Annotated in this window: 14 protein-coding genes; 9 read left to right on the top strand and 5 right to left on the bottom strand. The window is 71.3% G+C overall.

Annotation, left to right across the window (positions count from 1 at the left end; genetic code table 11):
• Positions 1–175: 175 nt before the first annotated feature.
• The gene (locus ACWED2_RS29085) at positions 176–1,363 is read right to left on the bottom strand and encodes a glycoside hydrolase family 88/105 protein (protein WP_449693677.1); all 1,188 of its coding nucleotides are present in this window, start codon (positions 1,361–1,363) and stop codon (positions 176–178) included.
• 355 nt (positions 1,364–1,718) lie between these two features.
• Between ACWED2_RS29085 and ACWED2_RS29080 the strand changes: the two genes are divergently transcribed.
• Positions 1,719–3,491, top strand: a complete 1,773-nt coding sequence (locus tag ACWED2_RS29080) for an alpha-L-fucosidase (RefSeq protein ID WP_449693676.1) — start codon at positions 1,719–1,721, stop codon at positions 3,489–3,491.
• Positions 3,492–3,540: 49 nt separating this feature from the next.
• Here ACWED2_RS29080 and ACWED2_RS29075 read toward each other — a convergent pair whose 3' ends face one another.
• A complete protein-coding gene (locus ACWED2_RS29075) occupies positions 3,541–4,776 on the bottom strand; it encodes an MGH1-like glycoside hydrolase domain-containing protein (protein ID WP_449693675.1) in 1,236 nt (411 codons plus the stop codon).
• Positions 4,777–4,834: 58 nt separating this feature from the next.
• Between ACWED2_RS29075 and ACWED2_RS29070 the strand changes: the two genes are divergently transcribed.
• Complete coding sequence (locus tag ACWED2_RS29070; protein ID WP_449693674.1) at positions 4,835–5,971, top strand: ROK family protein; 1,137 nt, start codon at positions 4,835–4,837, stop codon at positions 5,969–5,971.
• Between the two features lie 366 nt (positions 5,972–6,337).
• Positions 6,338–8,272, top strand: a complete 1,935-nt coding sequence (locus ACWED2_RS29065; protein ID WP_449693673.1) for a S53 family peptidase — start codon at positions 6,338–6,340, stop codon at positions 8,270–8,272.
• Positions 8,273–8,318: 46 nt separating this feature from the next.
• Here the strand turns inward: ACWED2_RS29065 and ACWED2_RS29060 are convergent, their stop codons facing one another.
• Positions 8,319–9,863, bottom strand: coding sequence for a sensor histidine kinase (locus tag ACWED2_RS29060; RefSeq protein ID WP_449693775.1), 1,545 nt, complete (start codon positions 9,861–9,863; stop codon positions 8,319–8,321).
• 158 nt (positions 9,864–10,021) lie between these two features.
• Between ACWED2_RS29060 and ACWED2_RS29055 the strand changes: the two genes are divergently transcribed.
• Genes ACWED2_RS29055 through ACWED2_RS29045 form a run of 3 tightly spaced genes read left to right on the top strand, consistent with a single transcriptional unit; the run spans position 10,022 to position 13,145 of the window.
• Positions 10,022–11,389, top strand: a complete 1,368-nt coding sequence (locus ACWED2_RS29055; RefSeq protein ID WP_449693672.1) for a purine-cytosine permease family protein — start codon at positions 10,022–10,024, stop codon at positions 11,387–11,389.
• Between the two features lie 44 nt (positions 11,390–11,433).
• Positions 11,434–12,135, top strand: coding sequence for an SDR family NAD(P)-dependent oxidoreductase (locus ACWED2_RS29050; RefSeq protein WP_449693671.1), 702 nt, complete (start codon positions 11,434–11,436; stop codon positions 12,133–12,135).
• Between the two features lie 2 nt (positions 12,136–12,137).
• On the top strand, positions 12,138–13,145 hold the full coding sequence (locus ACWED2_RS29045) for an S-adenosylmethionine:tRNA ribosyltransferase-isomerase (RefSeq protein WP_449693774.1): 1,008 nt from the start codon (positions 12,138–12,140) through the stop codon (positions 13,143–13,145).
• A 1,138-nt stretch (positions 13,146–14,283) separates the two neighbouring features.
• Here ACWED2_RS29045 and ACWED2_RS29040 read toward each other — a convergent pair.
• Together ACWED2_RS29040 and ACWED2_RS29035 are read right to left on the bottom strand one after the other, a co-directional pair.
• On the bottom strand, positions 14,284–14,400 hold the full coding sequence (locus tag ACWED2_RS29040; RefSeq protein WP_449693670.1) for a helix-turn-helix domain-containing protein: 117 nt from the start codon (positions 14,398–14,400) through the stop codon (positions 14,284–14,286).
• 394 nt (positions 14,401–14,794) lie between these two features.
• Entirely contained in the window at positions 14,795–15,175 is a 381-nt protein-coding gene (locus ACWED2_RS29035) for a hypothetical protein (protein ID WP_449693669.1), read from the bottom strand.
• Positions 15,176–15,384: 209 nt separating this feature from the next.
• Between ACWED2_RS29035 and ACWED2_RS29030 the strand changes: the two genes are divergently transcribed.
• Genes ACWED2_RS29030 through ACWED2_RS29020 form a run of 3 tightly spaced genes read left to right on the top strand, consistent with a single transcriptional unit; the run spans position 15,385 to position 18,113 of the window.
• Positions 15,385–16,437 (top strand): ABC transporter substrate-binding protein, encoded by a 1,053-nt coding sequence (locus tag ACWED2_RS29030; protein WP_449693668.1) that lies wholly within the window; start codon positions 15,385–15,387, stop codon positions 16,435–16,437.
• Positions 16,438–16,450: 13 nt separating this feature from the next.
• On the top strand, positions 16,451–17,242 hold the full coding sequence (locus ACWED2_RS29025) for an ABC transporter ATP-binding protein (RefSeq protein WP_449693667.1): 792 nt from the start codon (positions 16,451–16,453) through the stop codon (positions 17,240–17,242).
• A complete protein-coding gene (locus ACWED2_RS29020) occupies positions 17,229–18,113 on the top strand; it encodes an ABC transporter permease (RefSeq protein WP_449693666.1) in 885 nt (294 codons plus the stop codon). The genes ACWED2_RS29025 and ACWED2_RS29020 overlap by 14 nt, the downstream gene beginning before the upstream one ends.
• Positions 18,114–18,204 lie beyond the last annotated feature (91 nt).

The following is an 18,204-nucleotide window of genomic DNA, read 5'->3' as shown; positions in this document are numbered from 1 at the left end:
GCGGGAAGGGGCCTTCGCCGTACCCAGACGGTCGGCTTGCGTACCTGGACAGTCGGCTTGCGTACCCAGGCGGTCGGCTCGCCGGCCGACCCTTCAGGTACGCAAGCCGACCCTTCAGGTACGACGAAGGGGCCCCGGCCGGTTGGCCGGGGCCCCTTCTGCGGCGTCGCGGTGGTCAGTGCGAGTACTGCTCGTTCATGATCAGGAAGGCGCCGAGGCCGTGGAAGTCGTTGGTCTTGCGGGCCCGGGCGTAGTAGTAGGAGAGGTCGCCGACGTTGGTGCCTTCGCAGATGTCGGTGATGTTCGTCAGGCCGTCCGAGCCGAGCGACACCTTCTTCAGCACGCCGGCGTACCCCTTGTCCGCCACCGCCTGGTAGGACGCCGGCAGGTAGCCGCGCTGGACGCCGCGGGCCATCGTGAACGTGTACATCGACGACGCCGACGTCTCCAGCCAGTTCTTCGAGTCGCCGCCGCGGTCGACCACCTGGTACCAGCGGCCCGTCTTCGCGTCCTGGTAGCGCTGGTAGCCCGAGGCCAGGAACTGCACGACCTCGATCAGCGCGGCCCGCCGCGGGTGGTCGGCCGGCAGCACCTCGAGGATGTCGATGGTGGCCATGCCGAACCAGCCGATCGCGCGGGCCCAGTGGTACTTCGAGTGGTGCCCGGACCCGGACGCCCACGACTCGGAGCCGTCCTCGTCGTAGGCGTGGTACAGCAGGCCCTTCGCCGGTTCGCGCAGGTGGCTGAAGTACACGACGATGTTCTTCGCGGCTTCCTCGAAGCAGTAGTCGGCGTCGCCGAAGGCCGCGCCGTACAGGGCGAGGAACGGCTGGGCCATGTAGACGCCGTCGCCCCACAGCTGGCCGACCTTGCTGGTGGCGTGGAACATGCCGCCGTCGGACGTCCGGGGGTAGGACGGGAACCGCTTGCGCAGCTGGTCGGCCGCCGTCTTGTACTTCTTGCGGCCCGTCTCCCCGTAGAGCAGCGGCAGCATCTGGCACGAACGCATCGAGTCCAGGTTGTTGAAGCTGTTGGAGATGCCGCTGTCGGTGATGAACCGGTCGTACCAGGCGACGATGTAGTCGAGGTACTTCTTCTCGCCGGTGCGCTTGTAGAAGAGGTACTGCCCGTAGAGGTACAGGCCCAGGGTGTAGCCCCAGCCGCCGATCTTGTCGGGTGTGTAGCGCTTCATCGTCGAGTCGATCACCGCGCGCGACCAGTCGGGTGGCGGCGCCGTGCCGCCGATCGGGGGGAACTGGTCCGCCGCCCGGGCCAGGGGGCCCGCCGCGGCGAGCGCGCCCAGGGCGCCGAGGGTGCCGGCCAGGACCGCGCGCCGGGTCGGGCGAAGGGGGTGTTCGGACATCGTCGTCCCTTTCGTACGCTGCTGGCCCCGCGACGCGGTGGATGGGTGGCCGGGATGCCGATCCGCCGTCCGTCGGCATCCCGACCAGCTCTGGGGGGCGCGGCGTGCTGCCCGTGTCGCCGGAGCGATGGTCTGGAGAGCGAAAGCGCTTCCGGGGAAAACATCTACTCGCCTCCGGGACACCGAGTCAAGAGAGATCGGATCTCTTGCGTCATATATCAGATATTTAACCCGAACGGCGGCAGCGTGGATGTACCGGCCAGCGAAACTTCGCGGAAAGGTCGGATCTAAGGCTTGACCAGGCGTTCCTGCCAGGAGTACACCACCGGGTGGACCAGACCACTGGAGGTCGTTCATGGCACACAGGTTCCTCCGCCGGGTGCTCGTCGCGTGCGCGGCGATGCTGGCGGTGTCCGGGCTCGTCGCCGCGCCCGCTTCGGCGGACCTGCAGAAGCCCTCGCAGCAGTGGCTGCGCGACAGCCAAGCCGGGCTGTTCCTGCACTGGGGCATGCGCACGTCACCCGGCTACACCAGTTGCAGCGCCTGGGAGAAGGCGATCACCGACGGCGGGTGGAGTCCCGGCTACTGGGTCACCGAGGCCGAGAAGCTGCACGCGTCGTACCTCGTGCTCGCCTCGTTCCACAGCCGGCTCGGCTACTCGCGGGCCTGGCCGTCCAAGATCCCCGGCAGCTGCAGCACGAAGCGTGACTTCCTCGGCGAGCTGATCGCCGCGGCGAAGGCCCGCGGGCTCAAGGTCATCCTCTACATGACCAACGACGCCCAGTGGCACGACGAGGGCGGCCACGAGTGGCTCGACTCCGCCGGCTACTCGAAGTACAAGGGCAAGGACGTCGACCTCGACAGCCAGGCCGGCTTCGGCCAGTTCAGCTACGACAACTTCTTCGAGGTCATGAAGAACTACCCCGACCTCGGCGGCTTCTGGATCGACAACGACAACGCCTACTGGGAGTCGCACGACCTGTACCAGCAGATCTACCAGCAGCGCCCCGACTACCTGCTCAGCAACAACAACGAAGACACGCCGATCATGGACACGATCAGCAACGAGCAGAAGACCGGCATGACGCCGTCGTACGACTACCCGCAGGCGACGTACACCGCGATGCCCCGGCTCACCGAGGCGTGCTTCAAGCTCCCCGACAGCGGCTCGTGGTGGTACGGCGGGTCCAATTCGGCGGTCAACAAGATGCTCAACATCGGCCGGTACATCACCAACTCGGGCTCGTCGATCAAGTCGCTGATGGCCGAGACGGCGATGGTGAACGGCAAGTTCCCGTCGAACCAGGAAGCGTTCAACAACTTCGCGAAGACCTATCTCGACGCGATCTGGGAGTCGCTCGGCGGCACGGAAGGCGCCGGGTACATGTACGGCGGCATGCAGCCGGGCTTCTGGAACGACGGCGCCCACGGCGTCATCACCATCAAGGGCGAAACGCAGTACGTGCACGTGCTGACCAAGCCGTCGGGGAGCACGCTCAAGATCCGCGACAACGGCTACCGCGTCCGCCGCGTGACGAACCTGCGCACCGGCGCGGCGATCTCGTTCAGCCAGGGGAGCGGCAGCCTGACGCTGACCGGGCTGTCGGGCTGGGACACCTACGACACGGTGTTCAAGGTCGAGACGGCGGAGCGCACGGGTACCTACGACCCGAAGACCGTGACGCTCAAGGCGAGCGCGTCGGCGAGCGGCCACAGTGGACAGGCGGCGAGCGACGGCAGCTACCTGACCTACTTCGACAACAACAAGACCCTCCCGGTCAACCTCGACTACGACCTCGGTTCGGCGAAGAAGGTCCAGTACCTCGGGATCAACCAGCGCGAGGACTCGGTCAGCTACGCCCGGTCGGACTCCGAGCAGTCGGCGCGGATCAAGGCGTACAAGGTGTTCGTGTCGAGTGACGGCAAGGACTGGGGCAGCGCGGTGAAGTCCGGCACGCTGCCGAGCCACCGCGGCGTCCAGTTCGTCGACCTCTCCGCGGTGACGTCCCGGTACGTGCGGCTCCAGGTGACGAGCACGTACGCGGCGTCGAGCGACAGCTCGCGCTACAAGCGGCTGAGGATCGACGAAACCTGGGTGGGCTCGGACTACGCGACCGCGGCGGGCTGAGTGGCCGGACCGCCCAGCCGTCCCCGAACGCGGCTGGGCGGCCCGTTCCTCAGTGCCGCTCGGCCAGCAGGTCCACGGTCAGCGCCGCGGTCCAGCTGAAGGAGCGGGTGCCGTGTCCGGCTGCGGTCACCGGGTCGACGTACTCGGCGAAGCCGGTCGCGCACGCGGTCTCGACGAGGTCTTCGCGCAGCCGGGCGGCGAGCACGTGCTCGCCGTGGCGCAGCAAGCCGTGGCGGACCAGCCAGCCGACGTTGAACCACGACGGCCCGCGCCAGTACCGGCCCGGGTCGAAGTCCGGCGCGGTCAGGTCGTAGCTCGGCACGCCGTGCACCCGGCCGAGCCGGAAGCGCGGGCCGGTCGCGGTCGCCACCAGGGCCGGGGCGACCGCCAGGTCCGGCAGCAGCAGCGGCAGCAGGCCGGCGCACGTGTACTCGGGGGCCGGCGCGCCGGTGCGGACGTCCCTGGCGAAGAACCAGCCGGCGGCGCTGTCCCACAGCGTGTCCTGCAACGCCTTCGTGACGCGGGCCGCGGCCTCGCGGTGGGCGGCGGCGGCCGTGGGCAGCCGGAGGATCTCGGCGATCTCGGCCAGCGCCAGTTCGGCGTCGGCCAGCAGGGCGTTGAAGCCGGGGTCCTCGACGACGAAGTCCCCGAAGTCCCGGTAGCCGCTGTCTCGATAATCCGTGGCCAGCCGGACGTACCGGCCGTAGTCCTCGTCGCTCGGCCGGTCGGCGGCCGCGCCGTGCTCCAGGTCGCGGCGGACGAACCCGGTCGACGGCGTGACGTGCGAAAGCGGGCCGTCCCACGCCGGGCTGTTGTCCATGCCCGACTCCCACGGGTGCACGATCGCCGCGAGGCCGCGCCCGCCCGCGTCGCGCCCGGTCCGCAGGTACTCGTGCCAGGCCCGCAGCTTCGGGTAGAGCGTGGCGAGGAACACCGGGTCGGGTTCGGCTTCGTGCACCGCCAGCGCGGCCCGGGCGTGGATCGGCGGCTGGACCAGCCCCGACGTCCGCCCGGCCTGCCAGAAGGCCGGGCCGGGGAAGTACGCCTCGGACGGGGTGTCAGGATTGAACAGGATGTGGGGGACGCGGCCGTCGCGCCACTGCGCGGAGAACAGCGTCAGCAGCTCGCGCCGGGCCCGTGCCGGCGACAGGTGCCGGAGGCCGAACGCGATGAAGGCGGAGTCCCAGCTCCACTGGTGCGGGTAGAGCCCGCGTGAGGGCACGGTCGACGAGCCGAGCCAGTTGCCCGCGAGGACCTCGGCAGCACGCCCCCATGTTACGTTCATGTGTCCAACATATCTCCTACTTATGTCTTGTCAATGGACAAAAGTCGAAGGGAGCCGGATGGCGACCGCCGGCGAGCTGTTGCAGCTGGTCAGGACCGGGCAGGCGACCACGCGGAAGGCCCTGCAGGTGCGCAGCGGGCTGTCCCGCTCGACGCTGACCATGCGCCTGGAACGGCTCCAGGCCGCGGGACTGCTCGCCGAGGGTGACCAGGAGGACTCCACGGGTGGCCGTCCGGCGCGGCAGCTGCGCTTCGACGAGCGGCACGCGGTCGTCCTCGCGGCGAGCATCGACACGACCCACGCCGAGGCGGCCGTCACCGATCTGGCCGGGCGGGTCCTGGCCCGCCGGTCGGGCGCGCTGCGGGTCGCCGACGGCCCGGAGCCGGTGCTCGACCGGATCGGGGAGTGGTTCGGCTCGCTGGTGGCCGAGGCGGGCCGGCCGGTGTGCGGTGTCGGGGTCTCCGTGCCGGGTCCGGTGGAGCCCGGCCGCGCCCGGGTCAAGCAGCCGCCGATCATGCCGGGCTGGGACGGCTACCCGATCGACGCCCACCTCGGCGCGCGCTTCGGCGCCCCGGTGCTGGTCGACAACGACGCGAACCTGATGGCGCTGGGCGAGCACCGGGCCCGCCACCCGGATTCGGCCGCGCTGGTCGTGGTGAAGGTGTCCACCGGCATCGGCGCCGGCCTGGTCCTCGGCGGCGAGGTGTACCGCGGGATCGACGGCGGCGCGGGCGACATCGGCCACATCCGGCTCCCGGAGCACCCGCGGGCCCAGTGCCTGTGCGGGTCCCACGGCTGCCTGGCGGCGGTGGCCGGCGGCGGGGCGCTGGCGGCGCGGTTGACGGAGCTGGGCCTGCCGACGGAGTCGGGTTCGGGGGTCCGCGACCGCATCGCGGCGGGCGAGCCGGCCGCGGTCCGGCTCGCCGAGGTGGCGGGCCGCCAGGTGGGCGAGGTGCTGGCGACGCTGGTGTGCGTGGTCAACCCGGGCGTGGTGGTGGTCGCCGGGGACCTGGCCGAGCCGCACTTCGTGGCCGGCCTCCGTGAGGTGCTGTACCGGCGGGCGCTGCCGCGGGTGACGCAGAACCTGCGCGTGGAAATCGGCGGCCGCGGCGAAGGAATGGCCGTGGCCGGCGCGGTGGCGATGGTCGTCGACGCGGTGTTCGCGCCCGCGGAGGTGGACCGGCGCCTGGCGTGACGGCCGAACTGCCGCCACCACCCCCGGTCTTTCGGGGGTTCGGGTGGCGGAGCCCCCGCCCCGGGGCGAAGCCCCGGATGTCACAGACTGTCCCGAGTGGACGGAGCGACCGACTTTAGTAGGTGGCGGGCGGCCGCCGGGCGTGGTCCGCGGTACCGGTGCGAACCGGACCAACCGTGCATCCAATACCATTCCTCGCGTTTTCGCCGCGACAAATCGGATTTCCGTACCACGGTTCACGGCCGGCGAATTCCCGGCCAGATAACGGTTCCGCAGGCACTTCCGCGCGACCGGAACGCCGATCTAGTCTCACCCGGTGTTCCAAGGCCCATTTTCTGGGGGCCGCATTCGAAGAGGGAGATTTCTGTGCGAAGAAGCTCCACCCTGCTCCTTTCGCTCGCGGTGGTGGGTGGCCTGACCGGCACCCTGCCGGCGACGGCGTCCGCGCAGGGGCGTCAGGACATCCCGCAGTCGCACCCGTTGTGGGCGAACGCGCAGGCGAAGGTCGCCGACACGGCGCCCGCCGCGAAGCTGAGCTTCCGCGTTTACCTCAACCAGCGCGACAACGCCGGCGCCGAGGCGCTGGCCCAGGCCGTGTCCGACCCGGACAGCGCCACCTACCGCCAGTTCCTGACCCCCGACCAGGTCCGCGACCGGTTCGCGGCCAGTGACGCGACGGTGAACGCCGTCAAGGCGTGGCTGACCGGCAACGGCTTCAGCATCGGCGAAATCCCGTCGAACAAGGCGTACGTCGAAGCCACCGGCACCGCGGCCCAGACGGAGAACGCGTTCGCCGTCGACCTCGGCAAGTACCGGGTCAAGGGCCAGACGCTGCGCGCCGCCGACAAGAACCTGTCGGTGCCCGCGAACCTCGCCGGTGACGTGCTCGGCGTCGTCGGTGTCGACCAGGCCACCAACCTGTTCAAGCCGGACCACGCGACCGGCTCCGGCACGCCGTCGGACGTCGCGCCCGGGCCCGGGTTCCGCAACGCGCCGCCGTGCAGCGCCTACTACGGCGAGAAGATCGACACCACCGATCCCGCCTACAACGGCAAGCAGCTGCCCTACGCGCCCTGCGGCTACACCCCGGCCCAGCTGCGGTCGGCCTACGGTGTCGACAAGGTCGGCGCGGACGGCAAGGGCACCACGATCGCCATCGTGGACGCGTTCGCCTCGCCGACCATCTACTCGGACGCGAGCACGTACGCCCGGAAGAACGACCCGGCGCACCCGCTCAAGCAGAGCCAGTTCAAGCAGCACGTCTTCCCGGCGAACCCGGTCCTCGAGCCGCCGGACCAGTGCGACGCGGCCGGCTGGTACGGCGAGGAGACCCTCGACGTCGAGGCCGCCCACGGTCTCGCGCCGGGTGCGGACATCCTGTACGTCGGTGGCGAGTCCTGCGAGGACAACGCCCTCGACGTGGCGCTGAACTACGTGATCGCCGGCCACAAGGCCGACATCGTGTCGAACTCCTACGGCGACACCGGCGAGGACATCCCGGCCGACGAGGTCAAGGTGTTCAACCAGATCTCGCTGCAGGCGGTCCTCGAGGGCATCGGCGTCTACTTCTCCTCGGGCGACAACGGTGACGAGGTCGCGCGCCTCGGCACGCCGTCGCCGGACTTCTCCGCCTCGGCGCCGTGGATCACCGCGGTCGGCGGCACGTCCATCGCCATCGGCAAGGACGGCAAGAAGATCTTCGAGACCGGCTGGGAGACCAGCAAGTCGACGCTGACCAACGGGGTCTACGGCCCGGCCAACTACACCAGCGGTTCCGGCGGTGGCACGAGCCGGCTGTTCGCGCAGCCGTTCTACCAGAAGGGTGTCGTGCCGGACGCGCTGGCGAAGAAGAACCAGACCGGCGGCAACAAGGGCCGGGTCGTGCCGGACATCTCCGCGGTCGGCGACCCGAACACCGGCTTCCTGGTCGGCCAGACGCAGACCTTCCCGGAGGGCGCGCACTACGACCAGTACCGGATCGGCGGCACGAGCCTCGCGTCGCCGGTGTTCGCCGGCATCATGGCGGTGGCCGACAGCTTCGACCACTTCCACCACGGCTTCATCAACCCGGTGATCTACAAGCTGACGTCCCGCACGCCGGCGATCACCGACGTGAAGCACGTGGACGGCCAGGCCGTGGCCCGCGTCGACTACGCGAACTCGGTCGACGCCTCGGGCGGCCTGCTCCGCTCGGCGCGGAACCTGGACTACCAGGGCCTGACCATCCACACCGCCCCCGGCTACGACGACGTGACCGGCCTCGGCACGCCCAACGGGCTGCTGTTCCTGCTGCTCGTCTAGCTCGGAAGTTCCCGTGAAGGCCACGCCGGTGCCCCCGGCGTGGCCTTCACGGCGTTCCGGTGGCTCTGGTGGCTCCGGTGGCGAGGGGGATGACCGCGGTCACCGTGGTGCCCCCGGTCCCGCCGGCGACCTCGAGCTCGCCGCCCAGTGCCTGCACCCGGTCGCGCAGCCCGGCCAGCCCCGTCCCGCCCTCGGCGTCCGCGCCGCCGACGCCCGCGTCCGTCACCTCCACCCGCAGCTCGGCGCCCGCCACCTCGATCCGCACGTCGGCGCGGTCGGTCCGGGCGTGCTTCAGCGCGTTCGTCAGCGCTTCCGACGCCACGAAGTACGCCGTCGCCTCCACCGCCGCGTCGAAGCGGGGGACCGTGCCGACCGTCAGCGCCACCTCCATCGGGATCCGGTCGGCCAGCGACCGGACCGCCGCGACCAGGCCCGCTTCGGTGAGGATCGCCGGGCGGATGCCGCGGGCCAGCTCCCGCAGTTCGGTGATCGCCGTCTGCAGCTCGTCGACCGCGCCGGTGAGCAGGGCGCGGATCTCCGGCGGCAGCTCGGCCCCGGAGCGGCGGCCGGCCATCCGCAGCAGCAGCACGACGCTGACCAGCCGCTGCTGGGCGCCGTCGTGCAGGTCGCGCTCGAGCCGGCGGCGTTCCTCGTCGCCGGCCGCGACCAGCCGGGCCCGCGACGCGCGCACCTCGGCCAGCCGCTGCTCCAGCTCGGCGGTGAGCCGCTGGTTGTCCAGCACCAGCCCGGCGGCCGCGTTGAGCGCGTCGATCGACCGGCTGTCCTTCCACACCTCGTCGTCCTGCACGAGCGCGGCCAGCCCGGTGCCGTCGCGTTCCAGCAGCAGCCGGATCATCTCGGCGTTGCCGACCCGGGCCCGCATCACCCCGGCCAGGAACGCCAGCGGCCACAGGCAGAACAGGATCCGGTACGCCATCAGCAGCGGCTCGGACAGCGGCTGCCCGTCGCCGAGCGCCGTGCCCGCCCCCGACGTGACCGCCCCGGCCAGCGCGATGACCACCACCGGCGACAGCAGCCGCCGCTGCGGCAGCCGCCCGGTCAGCCACCGGTAGAGCAGCACGACGATCACCCCGGCGCTGATCGCCGTCGCGGCGAGCCCGAGAGCGCGGCCCACCACGGGGCCCGCCTGCGAGTCGGCCGCGACGGCCAGCAGGTCGCGCTGGTCGTCGTCGGTCAGCAGGCCGACCACGCCGATGCCGAGCACCACGACGTAGGCCGCGGCCACCAGCAGCCGCTCCCACCGCGAGCGGAGCCGCCCGTGCGGGAACGCGAGCACCAGGTGGGCGATCACCGGGCTGGACGCGGCGCGCAGCGGGACGGCGATCGTGTACAGCACGGGGTTGTGCGTGAACTGCAGGTCTTCGAGGAACAGGGCGACGCCGGCGAGGGCGATGAGCACCCCGATCGGGTTGGCCGGGCGGCGCACGTGCGCGACCGCGCCCGCGAGCAGGAAGAGGAACCCGGTCGTGGTGCTGAGCGCGGTGTCGAGCGCCGAGTGGGTGCCTTCGCCGGCTTTGAGCGTCAGCGCGACGACGCCGAGCGCGCACCCGGCGGCCAGCAGGCCGGTCATCGCCGACGTCCGCGGGTGCTGCACTTCGCGACCCTCCCGATGGGTCTTGGCGGTTGTGTGAAGCAGTCCGGCAACGGCTAACCGTGATTCGTCCGTTCGGGCCGTCGCGTTACACCACGCGGCTGCGCTTTAGGGTGATCGTGACAGGAGGCAGGGACATGAGCGGACGCGGTCTGGGCGCCGAGGTCTTCGGCGGGCGGATGCCGGCCGGCGGGCGGGACCTGGCGATCGAAACCCACGGCATCAAGCCGGTGCCCGCGGACAACCGGTTCGGCCGCCCGTGGCGGCTGTTCAGCGTGTGGTTCGCGCCGAACCTGACGATGACGGCGGTGTTCACCGGCACCCTGGCGGCAACGCTCGGCCTAGGCTTCTGGACGGGCCTGGCCGCGATGCTCGCCGGCACCGTGCTCGGGTCGCTGCCGGTGGCGTACCTGTCGACGTGGGGCCCGCGCACCGGCACCGGCCAGCTGCCGCTGGCCCGGCTGCCGTTCGGCGGCGGCGTCGTGCTGCCCGGCCTGGTGCAGTGGCTCGGCTCGATCGCCTGGGACGCGCTGGTCGGCCTGTTCGGCGGCGAGGCCCTCTCCGAGCTGACCGGGCTGCCGTTCTGGGCGGCGGTGCTGATCGTGCTGGTGCTGCAGTGCGCGCTCGGCGTGTTCGGCTACGCGCTGATCCACCGCGTGCAGGCCGTGATGAGCGTGCTGCTGGTGCTGGCGTTCGCCGCGCTCACCGTGAAGGTCCTTTCCGGACACCCGATCGCCGTCGCCGACACCGCTTCCGGTGCCGATCTGGCCGGCGGGGTCGTCCTGTTCACGACGATCACGTTGTCGCTGGCGATCTCCTGGGCGCCCTACGCGTCGGACTTCAGCCGGTACCTGCCCGTTGCCGCTTCCTCGCGGGCGGTCTTCCGGGCGACGCTGCTCGGGCTGGTCGTCTCGTACGCGATCGGCGAAGGCCTCGGCCTCGCGCTGGGGTCTTCCCTGGGCGACCAGACGGCGGCGGGCGTCGCCCACCTGCTCGGCGGCGGGTTCCTGGGCGCGCTGGCGCTGGCCGTGATCGCGCTGGCGGCGGTGTCGTCGAACGCGATGAACGACTACAGCGGCTCGCTCGCGCTGCAGACGGTCGGCGTCCGGCTGCGGCGCCCGGTGTCGGCGGTGGTCGTCACGGTGCTGGCGTTCGCGCTGATCCTGTGGATGCACAGCGGCGACCTCTCGGCGAAGTTCGAGAACGTGCTGCTGTTCGTCTCGTACTGGATCCCGCCGTTCCTCGGCGTGGTGGTCCCGGACTGGCTCGCCCGCACCCGCGGCGGCCGGAGCGTGGACGTCCTGGAGTCGGTCTCCGTGCGGCCCTGGGCGGCGGTGGTGGCCTTCGTCGTGGGGTTCGGTGCCGCGGTGCCGTTCATGAACACGTCCCTCTACACGGGACCGGTCGCCGCGGCCCTGCACGGCGCGGATCTCGCCTACTACGTCGGGCTGGTCGTTTCGCTGGCAGCGTACTTGCCGCTCCGCGGCCGCATTGACCTCAAGTAATGTAGAGGTTTCACGATGGTGTGGTACCCCTCGAAGGAGGAACCATGCCCACCGCACTCGTCACCGGCGCTTCGGCCGGACTGGGCCGCGCGCTCGCGGCCGCCCTGGTGCGTCGCAAGTGGACGGTGATCGGCGACGCCCGTGACGCGGCCGCGCTGTCCGCCGCCGCCCGTGAGGACGGCTTCACGGCCATCCCCGGCGACGTCACCGACCCGGCCCACCGCGCCGCGCTCGCCGACGCCTGCCCTTCGCTCGACCTGCTCGTCAACAACGCCGGCTCGCTCGGCGTCAGCCCGCTGCCGCCGCTGGCGCGCTATCCCCTGGCGGCGCTGGAGGACGTCTACCGCGTCAACGTTTTCGCGCCGCTCGCCCTGACGCAGCTCCTGCTGCCGGCCGTCGTGATCAACGTCAGCTCCGACGCCGCTGTCGAGGCGTACGAGGGCTGGGGCGGCTACGGCTCGGCGAAGGCGGCCCTCGATCAGCTGACCGCCGTCCTGGGCGTGGAAAACCCGGACCGGTCGGTGTACGCGGTCGACCCGGGCGACCTGCGCACGGCCATGCACCAGCGCGCGTTCCCGGGCGAGGACATCTCGGACCGGCCGCTGCCGTCGTCCGCGGTCCCGGCGTTCTTGCGCTTGCTCGACGAGCGCCCGCCGAGCGGCCGCTACCGCGCGGCGGACCTGCTGTCCGCCCAGGCCCCCACCACCACCCTCAACGGAGGCGCCGCGCGCCCGGAGTCGTCATGAGCATGAGCGTCCGGTTCGAGCTGCCGGAGGAGCTGTCGGCCTCGGCGCCGCCGGAGGCCCGCGGCCTGCGCCGCGACGAGGTCCGCCTGCTGGTCGCGTCGCCGTCGGGGGTCCACCACACGGCGTTCAGCTCGCTCGGTGCGCACCTGCGGCCGGGTGACCTGCTGGTGGTCAACACGTCGGGGACGCTCCCCGCGGCGGTCGACGCGGACCGGGACGGCCGCCCGATCGTGGTCCATTTCGCGACCTCGCTCGACGACGGCGCCTGGGTCGTGGAGCTGCGCACCCCGGGAGGTCCGTTGCTCGACGGCCGCCCGGGGGAGCGCCTCGCGCTGGCCGGCGACGCGACGCTGACGCTGCTGGCCCCGCTGGTCCCGGGAGCGGCCCGGTTGTGGCGGGCGTCTTCGTCGGTCGACGTGCTGTCGTTGCTGGGGTCCGCCGGCCGGCCGATCCGCTACGGGTACGTCCCGCGGGCGTGGCCGCTGTCGGACTACCAGACGGTGTTCGCCCGCGAGCCGGGCAGCGCGGAGATGCCCTCGGCGGCCCGGCCGTTCACGCCGGAGCTGGTGACGCGGCTGGTGACGGACGGGGTGCTGTTCGTCCCGCTCCTGCTGCACACGGGGGTGTCGTCACCGGAGGCGGCGGAGCCACCTCAGGCGGAGAGGTACCGCGTACCCCCGACCACGGCGGCGCTGGTCTCGTGGGTCCGGGCTCGCGGGGGCCGGGTGATCGCGGTGGGCACGACGGCGGCCCGGGCACTGGAGTCGGCGGCCGCCGAAGGCGAGGTCCGCGCGGCGGAGGGCTGGACGAACCTGGTCCTGGGCCCGCAGCGGCCGGCGCGGGTGGTGGACGGGATCGTCACGGGGTTGCACGCCCCGGAGGCGTCCCACCTGTTGCTGCTGGAGGCGGTGGCCGGGACGGAGGTGGTCCGGAAGGCGTACGAGGCGGCGGTGGCGGAGCGCTACCTGTGGCACGAGTTCGGTGACGTGTCACTCCTGCTGCGCCGCTGATGGACTCGGGAGGCGGCCCGCCGGGAAAGCGGTTCCCACTCGCCCGGGCAGGGTCGTTGTGCAGGTCATGGTGGGGTTCGGAGCTGAGGGCTCGGGCGGTCCGAAGGCTCAGTGCCCCGGGTCTCTCCGGCCCACGGGCAGGTTGGTGCCCGCCATCTCGAAGCCGGAGGCGGTGCCCGCCACCCCGAAGCCGGGATTGTGACTACGGCCGGCAGTGCCGCGTCAAGGCGGGAAAGCGTGCCTTGACCCGGCGCTACCGGCCGTGTTGGGGCTTCGGATCGGGGCGGTGGGGAGGTCTGGGTGGCAGCCTGCCGCTCACGGCGGTCAGCCAGCCGCCCACGTCGGTGAGCCACCCTGAAAGGGCCCCGCCGCCGAGGGCTTCCGCCTCGCCGGTGCCGAGCGACTCACCACGCCGCCCCGCCGACCGGCGGCCAGCTCGTGCGCGGCATGCGGTTGATAGGTGCCATCGGGTTGCTGGTTGCGGGCTAGACGAGTAATGCGTAACTCGGTCGGCGGACATCCTGTTCATCTCCGAAGCGCGATGGCTGCGGTTGCTCGGCTGTTCCCGCTCGGGTGATTGGCAGACCCGCACCTCTCCGGGGGTGCTTCGTCGTTGCGGACCGGCGGCCGGCAACGCAAGCCGACCAACGGCGCAGGCCGTCCGGGCCAGCACGCGAACCGGCGGCCGGGAGCGCAAGCCGACCACGACGTCACCAGACCTCCCCCGCCCCTCATCCCAGCCTTCTCTTCAGTCGGCGGTCGGGTTGGTCAAGGCACGCTTTCCCGCCTTGACGAACCCGGGCGGCGACTGAAACTCCCACCGGAGGGGCGGGGGAGGTCGGACCCGCTCTGCCGCGGCTTAGAAGAAAAAGCATGTCCTCGCCGGACGGGCAGGCTCCGGGATGATCACAACTACCGCTGCCACCTCACCTTCTGGAGGTGGGCCGCGGGGTGGTCATCCCGTCGCCTGAACGAGGCCTATCACTTTGAGCCGGGCCCGCAAGCCTGCGTCGACTGGTCACGTCAGTCTGTTGGTTGCGGGCCCGGCTCAAAGTGATTTTCAGGCCTCAGGCGACGGGATGACCACCCAGCTCCGTCATTTGAGGGGGCATCACCCGGCCACTAACCGAGTTACGCATTACTCGTCTAGCTCCCGGCTGACCGTCGAGACCGGACGGCCCAGCTCGGACGCGATCGCCCGCAGCGAGACGCCGGGCCGGCGGACCCGGTCGGCGATCCGGATCCGCTCCTGCATGCTCAAGAACCGCGAGGACACCTCAGCCGGTGTCGCCGCAGCCTGGGCCGCCTCGGCCCGCCAGCGTCTCGCGGTCCGGTAGTTGACCCCCGACCCGCCGGGCCGCTTCCCTCGTGCCTGTCCCTGCGTCCACCAGGCCAAAGTAGGCCACCCGCTCCGCAGTCAACGGTCTGCCAGGCCGACCAGGACCGCGGGAAAGGCAGCCCGGGGCACGATCTCGATCTCGTCTGAGCACGAGGCAACTCCTGACCACTCAGGTGTTGCAACCACCCTAAAAGCCGCCCTCCCAGGGGGGCGTGCCCAAGTCCAGTCTACCGGCCCCCACCGACGAAACCGCCGCGAACAGCGGGTTGTCCACACCCCCGCCGACATGTGGGCAACCCGCCCGAAACCCCTACTGACCTGCCTCGACCCGGCGCCTCGACCGGATCAGCCCGGCGACGGCCACCGCGGCGATCCCCAGCCCGACCCCGCTGACGATCGACGCCACCAGGCTCGCCGTTCCGGTCGCCAGGCCGAACGCCCCGCCCAGGTACACCGGGATGCAGATCGACACCGGCAGCCAGGTGCGCAACGCGAACGCCCGGTCCGACGCCACCCACAGCACCAGCGCCACGGCCGCGGCCGCGACGACCGGGATCGCCCACACCACCAAGCTCGTCAGCGCGTCCATCCCCAGTGACCTGAGCCACTCGAAGGACGCCTGGCCCAGCCCGATGAACAACACGACCAGCGCCACGCGGACGCCGGCGGCTCCCTGGCCCCTGCTCGTCATGTCTTCCTCCCGAATCCGTGGTCCACCCTGTACCACGTCCGGGTGACTCAAGCGGTTGCCCGCGGCCGCGACTTTCTCCGGAGCCTCTAGGCGCCGAGGCTGCCGATGTCAAGAAATCTCACCGGATGTCTCGGGATGCGGATGGCTATGCGCCTGAGTGGGTGACCGTGCGAACCTCCCCCCGGACACCGACGAAAGGCGATGCTGACGTGCGCACCTCCCGGAGAACTCTGGCCTCGGCGCTGGCCGCCCTGACCGTACTGGGCGCGCTCGCGGGCTGTTCGCGCGCCGACAGCAGCGCCGCGCCCGCCGCGAACCAGGGCGCCGCCGGCGAGGTCCGGGTCGGGTTCTTCCCGAACGTCACCCACGCGCCCGCGCTGATCGGTGTCAAGAAGGACTTCTTCAAGACCGAGCTCGGCTCCACCAAGCTCACCACCCAGACCTTCAACGCCGGCCCCGAAGAGGTCAACGCCCTGATCGGCGGCTCCCTCGACGTCGCCTTCATCGGCTCCGGCCCGGCGATCAACGCCTTCACCAAGTCGAAGGGCGCCATCCAGCTGGTCTCCGGCGCCGTCTCGGGCGGCGCGCAGCTGGTCGTCAAACCGGACATCACCGGCGTCGACGGGCTCAAGGGCAAGAACATCGCGACGCCGCAGCTGGCCAACACCCAGGACGTCGCGCTCAAGAAGTTCCTCGCCGAAAAGCAGCTGACCGACCAGGTCAAGATCACCAACCTCGAAAACCCGAAGACGCTCGACGCCTTCAAGAAGGGCGAGGTCGACGGCGGGTGGCTGCCCGAGCCGTGGGCGTCCCGGCTGGTCCTCGACGCCGGCGCGAAGGTCCTGGTCGACGAGAAGACGCTCTGGCCGGGCGGCCGCTTCCCGACCACCGTCGTCATCGTGCGCAGCGAGTTCCTGCAGCAGCACCCGGACACCGTCCGCGCGATCCTCAAGGGCGAGCTCGCCGCCATCGACTGGGCCAAGGCCAACCCGGCGGACGCGAAGACCGTGGTCAACGGCGCGCTCAAGGAGCTGGCCGGCAGTACCCTGAGCGCAGCGGTCCTGGACCGCGCCTTCTCCGGCATCGAGCTGACCACCGACCCCATCGCCGCCGAATTCCCCCAGCTCGCGCAGGACTCGGTGACGGCGGGCGTGGTCAAGTCGGCGGTCGCGCTGAAGGGCTTCGCGGACTTCGGCCCGCTGAACGAGGTGCTGAAGGCCAAGAACCTGCCCGCCGTCGACGCCCCCGAACTGATCAAGTGAGAGGCAGTCAGCGATGACCACGACCCTCCCCACCGGCCGCAGCAGCTTCACCGGCGCGACCGCGGTCCGGCTCGACGGCGTGCGCAAGACCTTCGGCACGGCAGGCCGCGCGGTCGTCGCGCTCGACGGCGTGGACCTGACGGTCGCGCCCGGCGAGTTCGTCTGCCTGCTCGGTGCGTCCGGCTGCGGCAAGAGCACGCTGCTGAACCTGGTCGCCGGGCTGGACGCGCCGTCGGCGGGGGAGATCACGCTGAACACCTCGCGGCCCGCGGTGATGTTCCAGGAGGCCGCGCTGATGCCGTGGCTGACCGCGGCCCGCAACGTCGAGCTGCCGCTGCGGCTGGCCGGGTTCGGCCGCGCCGAGCGCCGCGAAAAGGCCGCCGAGCTGCTGGACCTGGTCCGGCTGAACGGCGCGGGCGGCAAGCGGCCGCACGAGCTGTCCGGCGGGATGCGGCAGCGCGTCGCGCTGGCCCGCGCCCTGGCCGCGACGCTGCGCGTCGGCGGCGACCCGGAGCAGTCGCTGCTGCTGATGGACGAGCCGTTCGCCGCGCTCGACGCCATCACCCGCGACGTCCTGCAGGGCGAGCTGCTGCGCGTCTACCGCAGCACCGGCACGTCGGTGCTGTTCGTGACCCACGACGTGCGCGAGGCGGTCCGGCTCGGCCGGCGCGTGGTGCTGCTGTCGTCGCGGCCCGGCCGGGTCGTGCGCGAGTGGACGGACGTGCCGCTGGCCGACGCCGAGGAGCTGACCGAGGAAATCACCGGGCACCTGCGTGAGGTGATCAGCACCCATGCCGCAGCTTGACCGGTCCGCGGAGGCCGACCTGGACGCGGTCGGCGCCGGACTGGATTCGCTCGACGCCCCCGTCGGCGAACGTCGTCCCGGCTTCTGGAAGCGGTTCGCCTGGGGTTTCCTGCCGCCGGTGGGCGCGCTGGTCGTGCTGCTCGTCATCTGGCAGGTCCTCTGGGCGGCGGCCTTCTGGCCGGAGTCGCAGCTGCCGTCGCCGGCTTCGGTGTGGAACGAGTTCTGGGGCATCGTCGTCGACGGCAAGGTGTTCGGCTTCGTCTGGACGTCGGTGCACCGCGCCGCGCTCGGCTTCCTCGCCGGCGTCCTCATCGGTACCCCGCTCGGCCTGGTCGTGGCGAAGGTCCGCGTGGTCCGGGCGGCGATCGGCCCGCTGCTGACCGGCCTGCAGAGCCTCCCGTCGGTGGCCTGGGTCCCGGCGGCGATCCTGTGGTTCGGGATCAACGACGCGGCGATCTACTTCGTGGTGCTGCTGGGCTCGGTCCCGTCGATCGCGAACGGCCTGGTGTCCGGCATCGACCAGATCCCCCCGATCCTCCCGCGCGTCGGCCAGGTGATGGGCGCGAACCGGCTGTCGTCGGCCCGCCACATCCTGTTGCCGGCGGCGCTGCCGGGCTTCCTCGCCGGGTTGAAGCAGGGCTGGGCGTTCTCGTGGCGCTCGCTGATGGCGGCGGAGCTGATCGCGCTGTCCCCACAGCTCGGCGTCGGCCTCGGCGCGTACCTGAACCAGGGCTCGTCGTTCAACAGCATGGAGACGGTGATCGCGGCGATCTTCCTGATCCTGCTGGTCGGCGTGGGGATCGAGCTGCTGGTGTTCCGCCCGCTGGAGCGCGCGGTGCTGCGGGCCCGCGGGCTGACGTCGTCGCTCTAGTGTCCTGAGTCTGAATTTCGTGGCCAGCGTTTAGGATGCGGTGATGCCAAGCCCGACGCTGCCACCGTTGATGTTGAGCGATGAGGAACGC

The organism is Amycolatopsis sp. NPDC005003, assembly GCF_053600695.1.
The sequence above is the reverse complement of the archived record's forward strand: the minus strand, read 5'-3'. Positions and strand labels throughout refer to the sequence as shown.

What these genes read in the sequence shown, in the direction of transcription:
- ACWED2_RS29085 (WP_449693677.1), bottom strand. Translation starts at nt 1,363, where the DNA reads ATGTCCGAACACCCCCTTCGCCCGACCCGGCGCGCGGTCCTGGCCGGC.
- ACWED2_RS29080 (WP_449693676.1), top strand. Translation starts at nt 1,719, where the DNA reads ATGGCACACAGGTTCCTCCGCCGGGTGCTCGTCGCGTGCGCGGCGATG.
- ACWED2_RS29075 (WP_449693675.1), bottom strand. Translation starts at nt 4,776, where the DNA reads ATGAACGTAACATGGGGGCGTGCTGCCGAGGTCCTCGCGGGCAACTGG.
- ACWED2_RS29070 (WP_449693674.1), top strand. Translation starts at nt 4,835, where the DNA reads ATGGCGACCGCCGGCGAGCTGTTGCAGCTGGTCAGGACCGGGCAGGCG.
- ACWED2_RS29060 (WP_449693775.1), bottom strand. Translation starts at nt 9,863, where the DNA reads ATGACCGGCCTGCTGGCCGCCGGGTGCGCGCTCGGCGTCGTCGCGCTG.
- ACWED2_RS29055 (WP_449693672.1), top strand. Translation starts at nt 10,022, where the DNA reads ATGAGCGGACGCGGTCTGGGCGCCGAGGTCTTCGGCGGGCGGATGCCG.
- ACWED2_RS29050 (WP_449693671.1), top strand. Translation starts at nt 11,434, where the DNA reads ATGCCCACCGCACTCGTCACCGGCGCTTCGGCCGGACTGGGCCGCGCG.
- ACWED2_RS29045 (WP_449693774.1), top strand. Translation starts at nt 12,138, where the DNA reads ATGAGCGTCCGGTTCGAGCTGCCGGAGGAGCTGTCGGCCTCGGCGCCG.
- ACWED2_RS29040 (WP_449693670.1), bottom strand. Translation starts at nt 14,400, where the DNA reads ATGCAGGAGCGGATCCGGATCGCCGACCGGGTCCGCCGGCCCGGCGTC.
- ACWED2_RS29035 (WP_449693669.1), bottom strand. Translation starts at nt 15,175, where the DNA reads ATGACGAGCAGGGGCCAGGGAGCCGCCGGCGTCCGCGTGGCGCTGGTC.
- ACWED2_RS29025 (WP_449693667.1), top strand. Translation starts at nt 16,451, where the DNA reads ATGACCACGACCCTCCCCACCGGCCGCAGCAGCTTCACCGGCGCGACC.
- ACWED2_RS29020 (WP_449693666.1), top strand. Translation starts at nt 17,229, where the DNA reads ATGCCGCAGCTTGACCGGTCCGCGGAGGCCGACCTGGACGCGGTCGGC.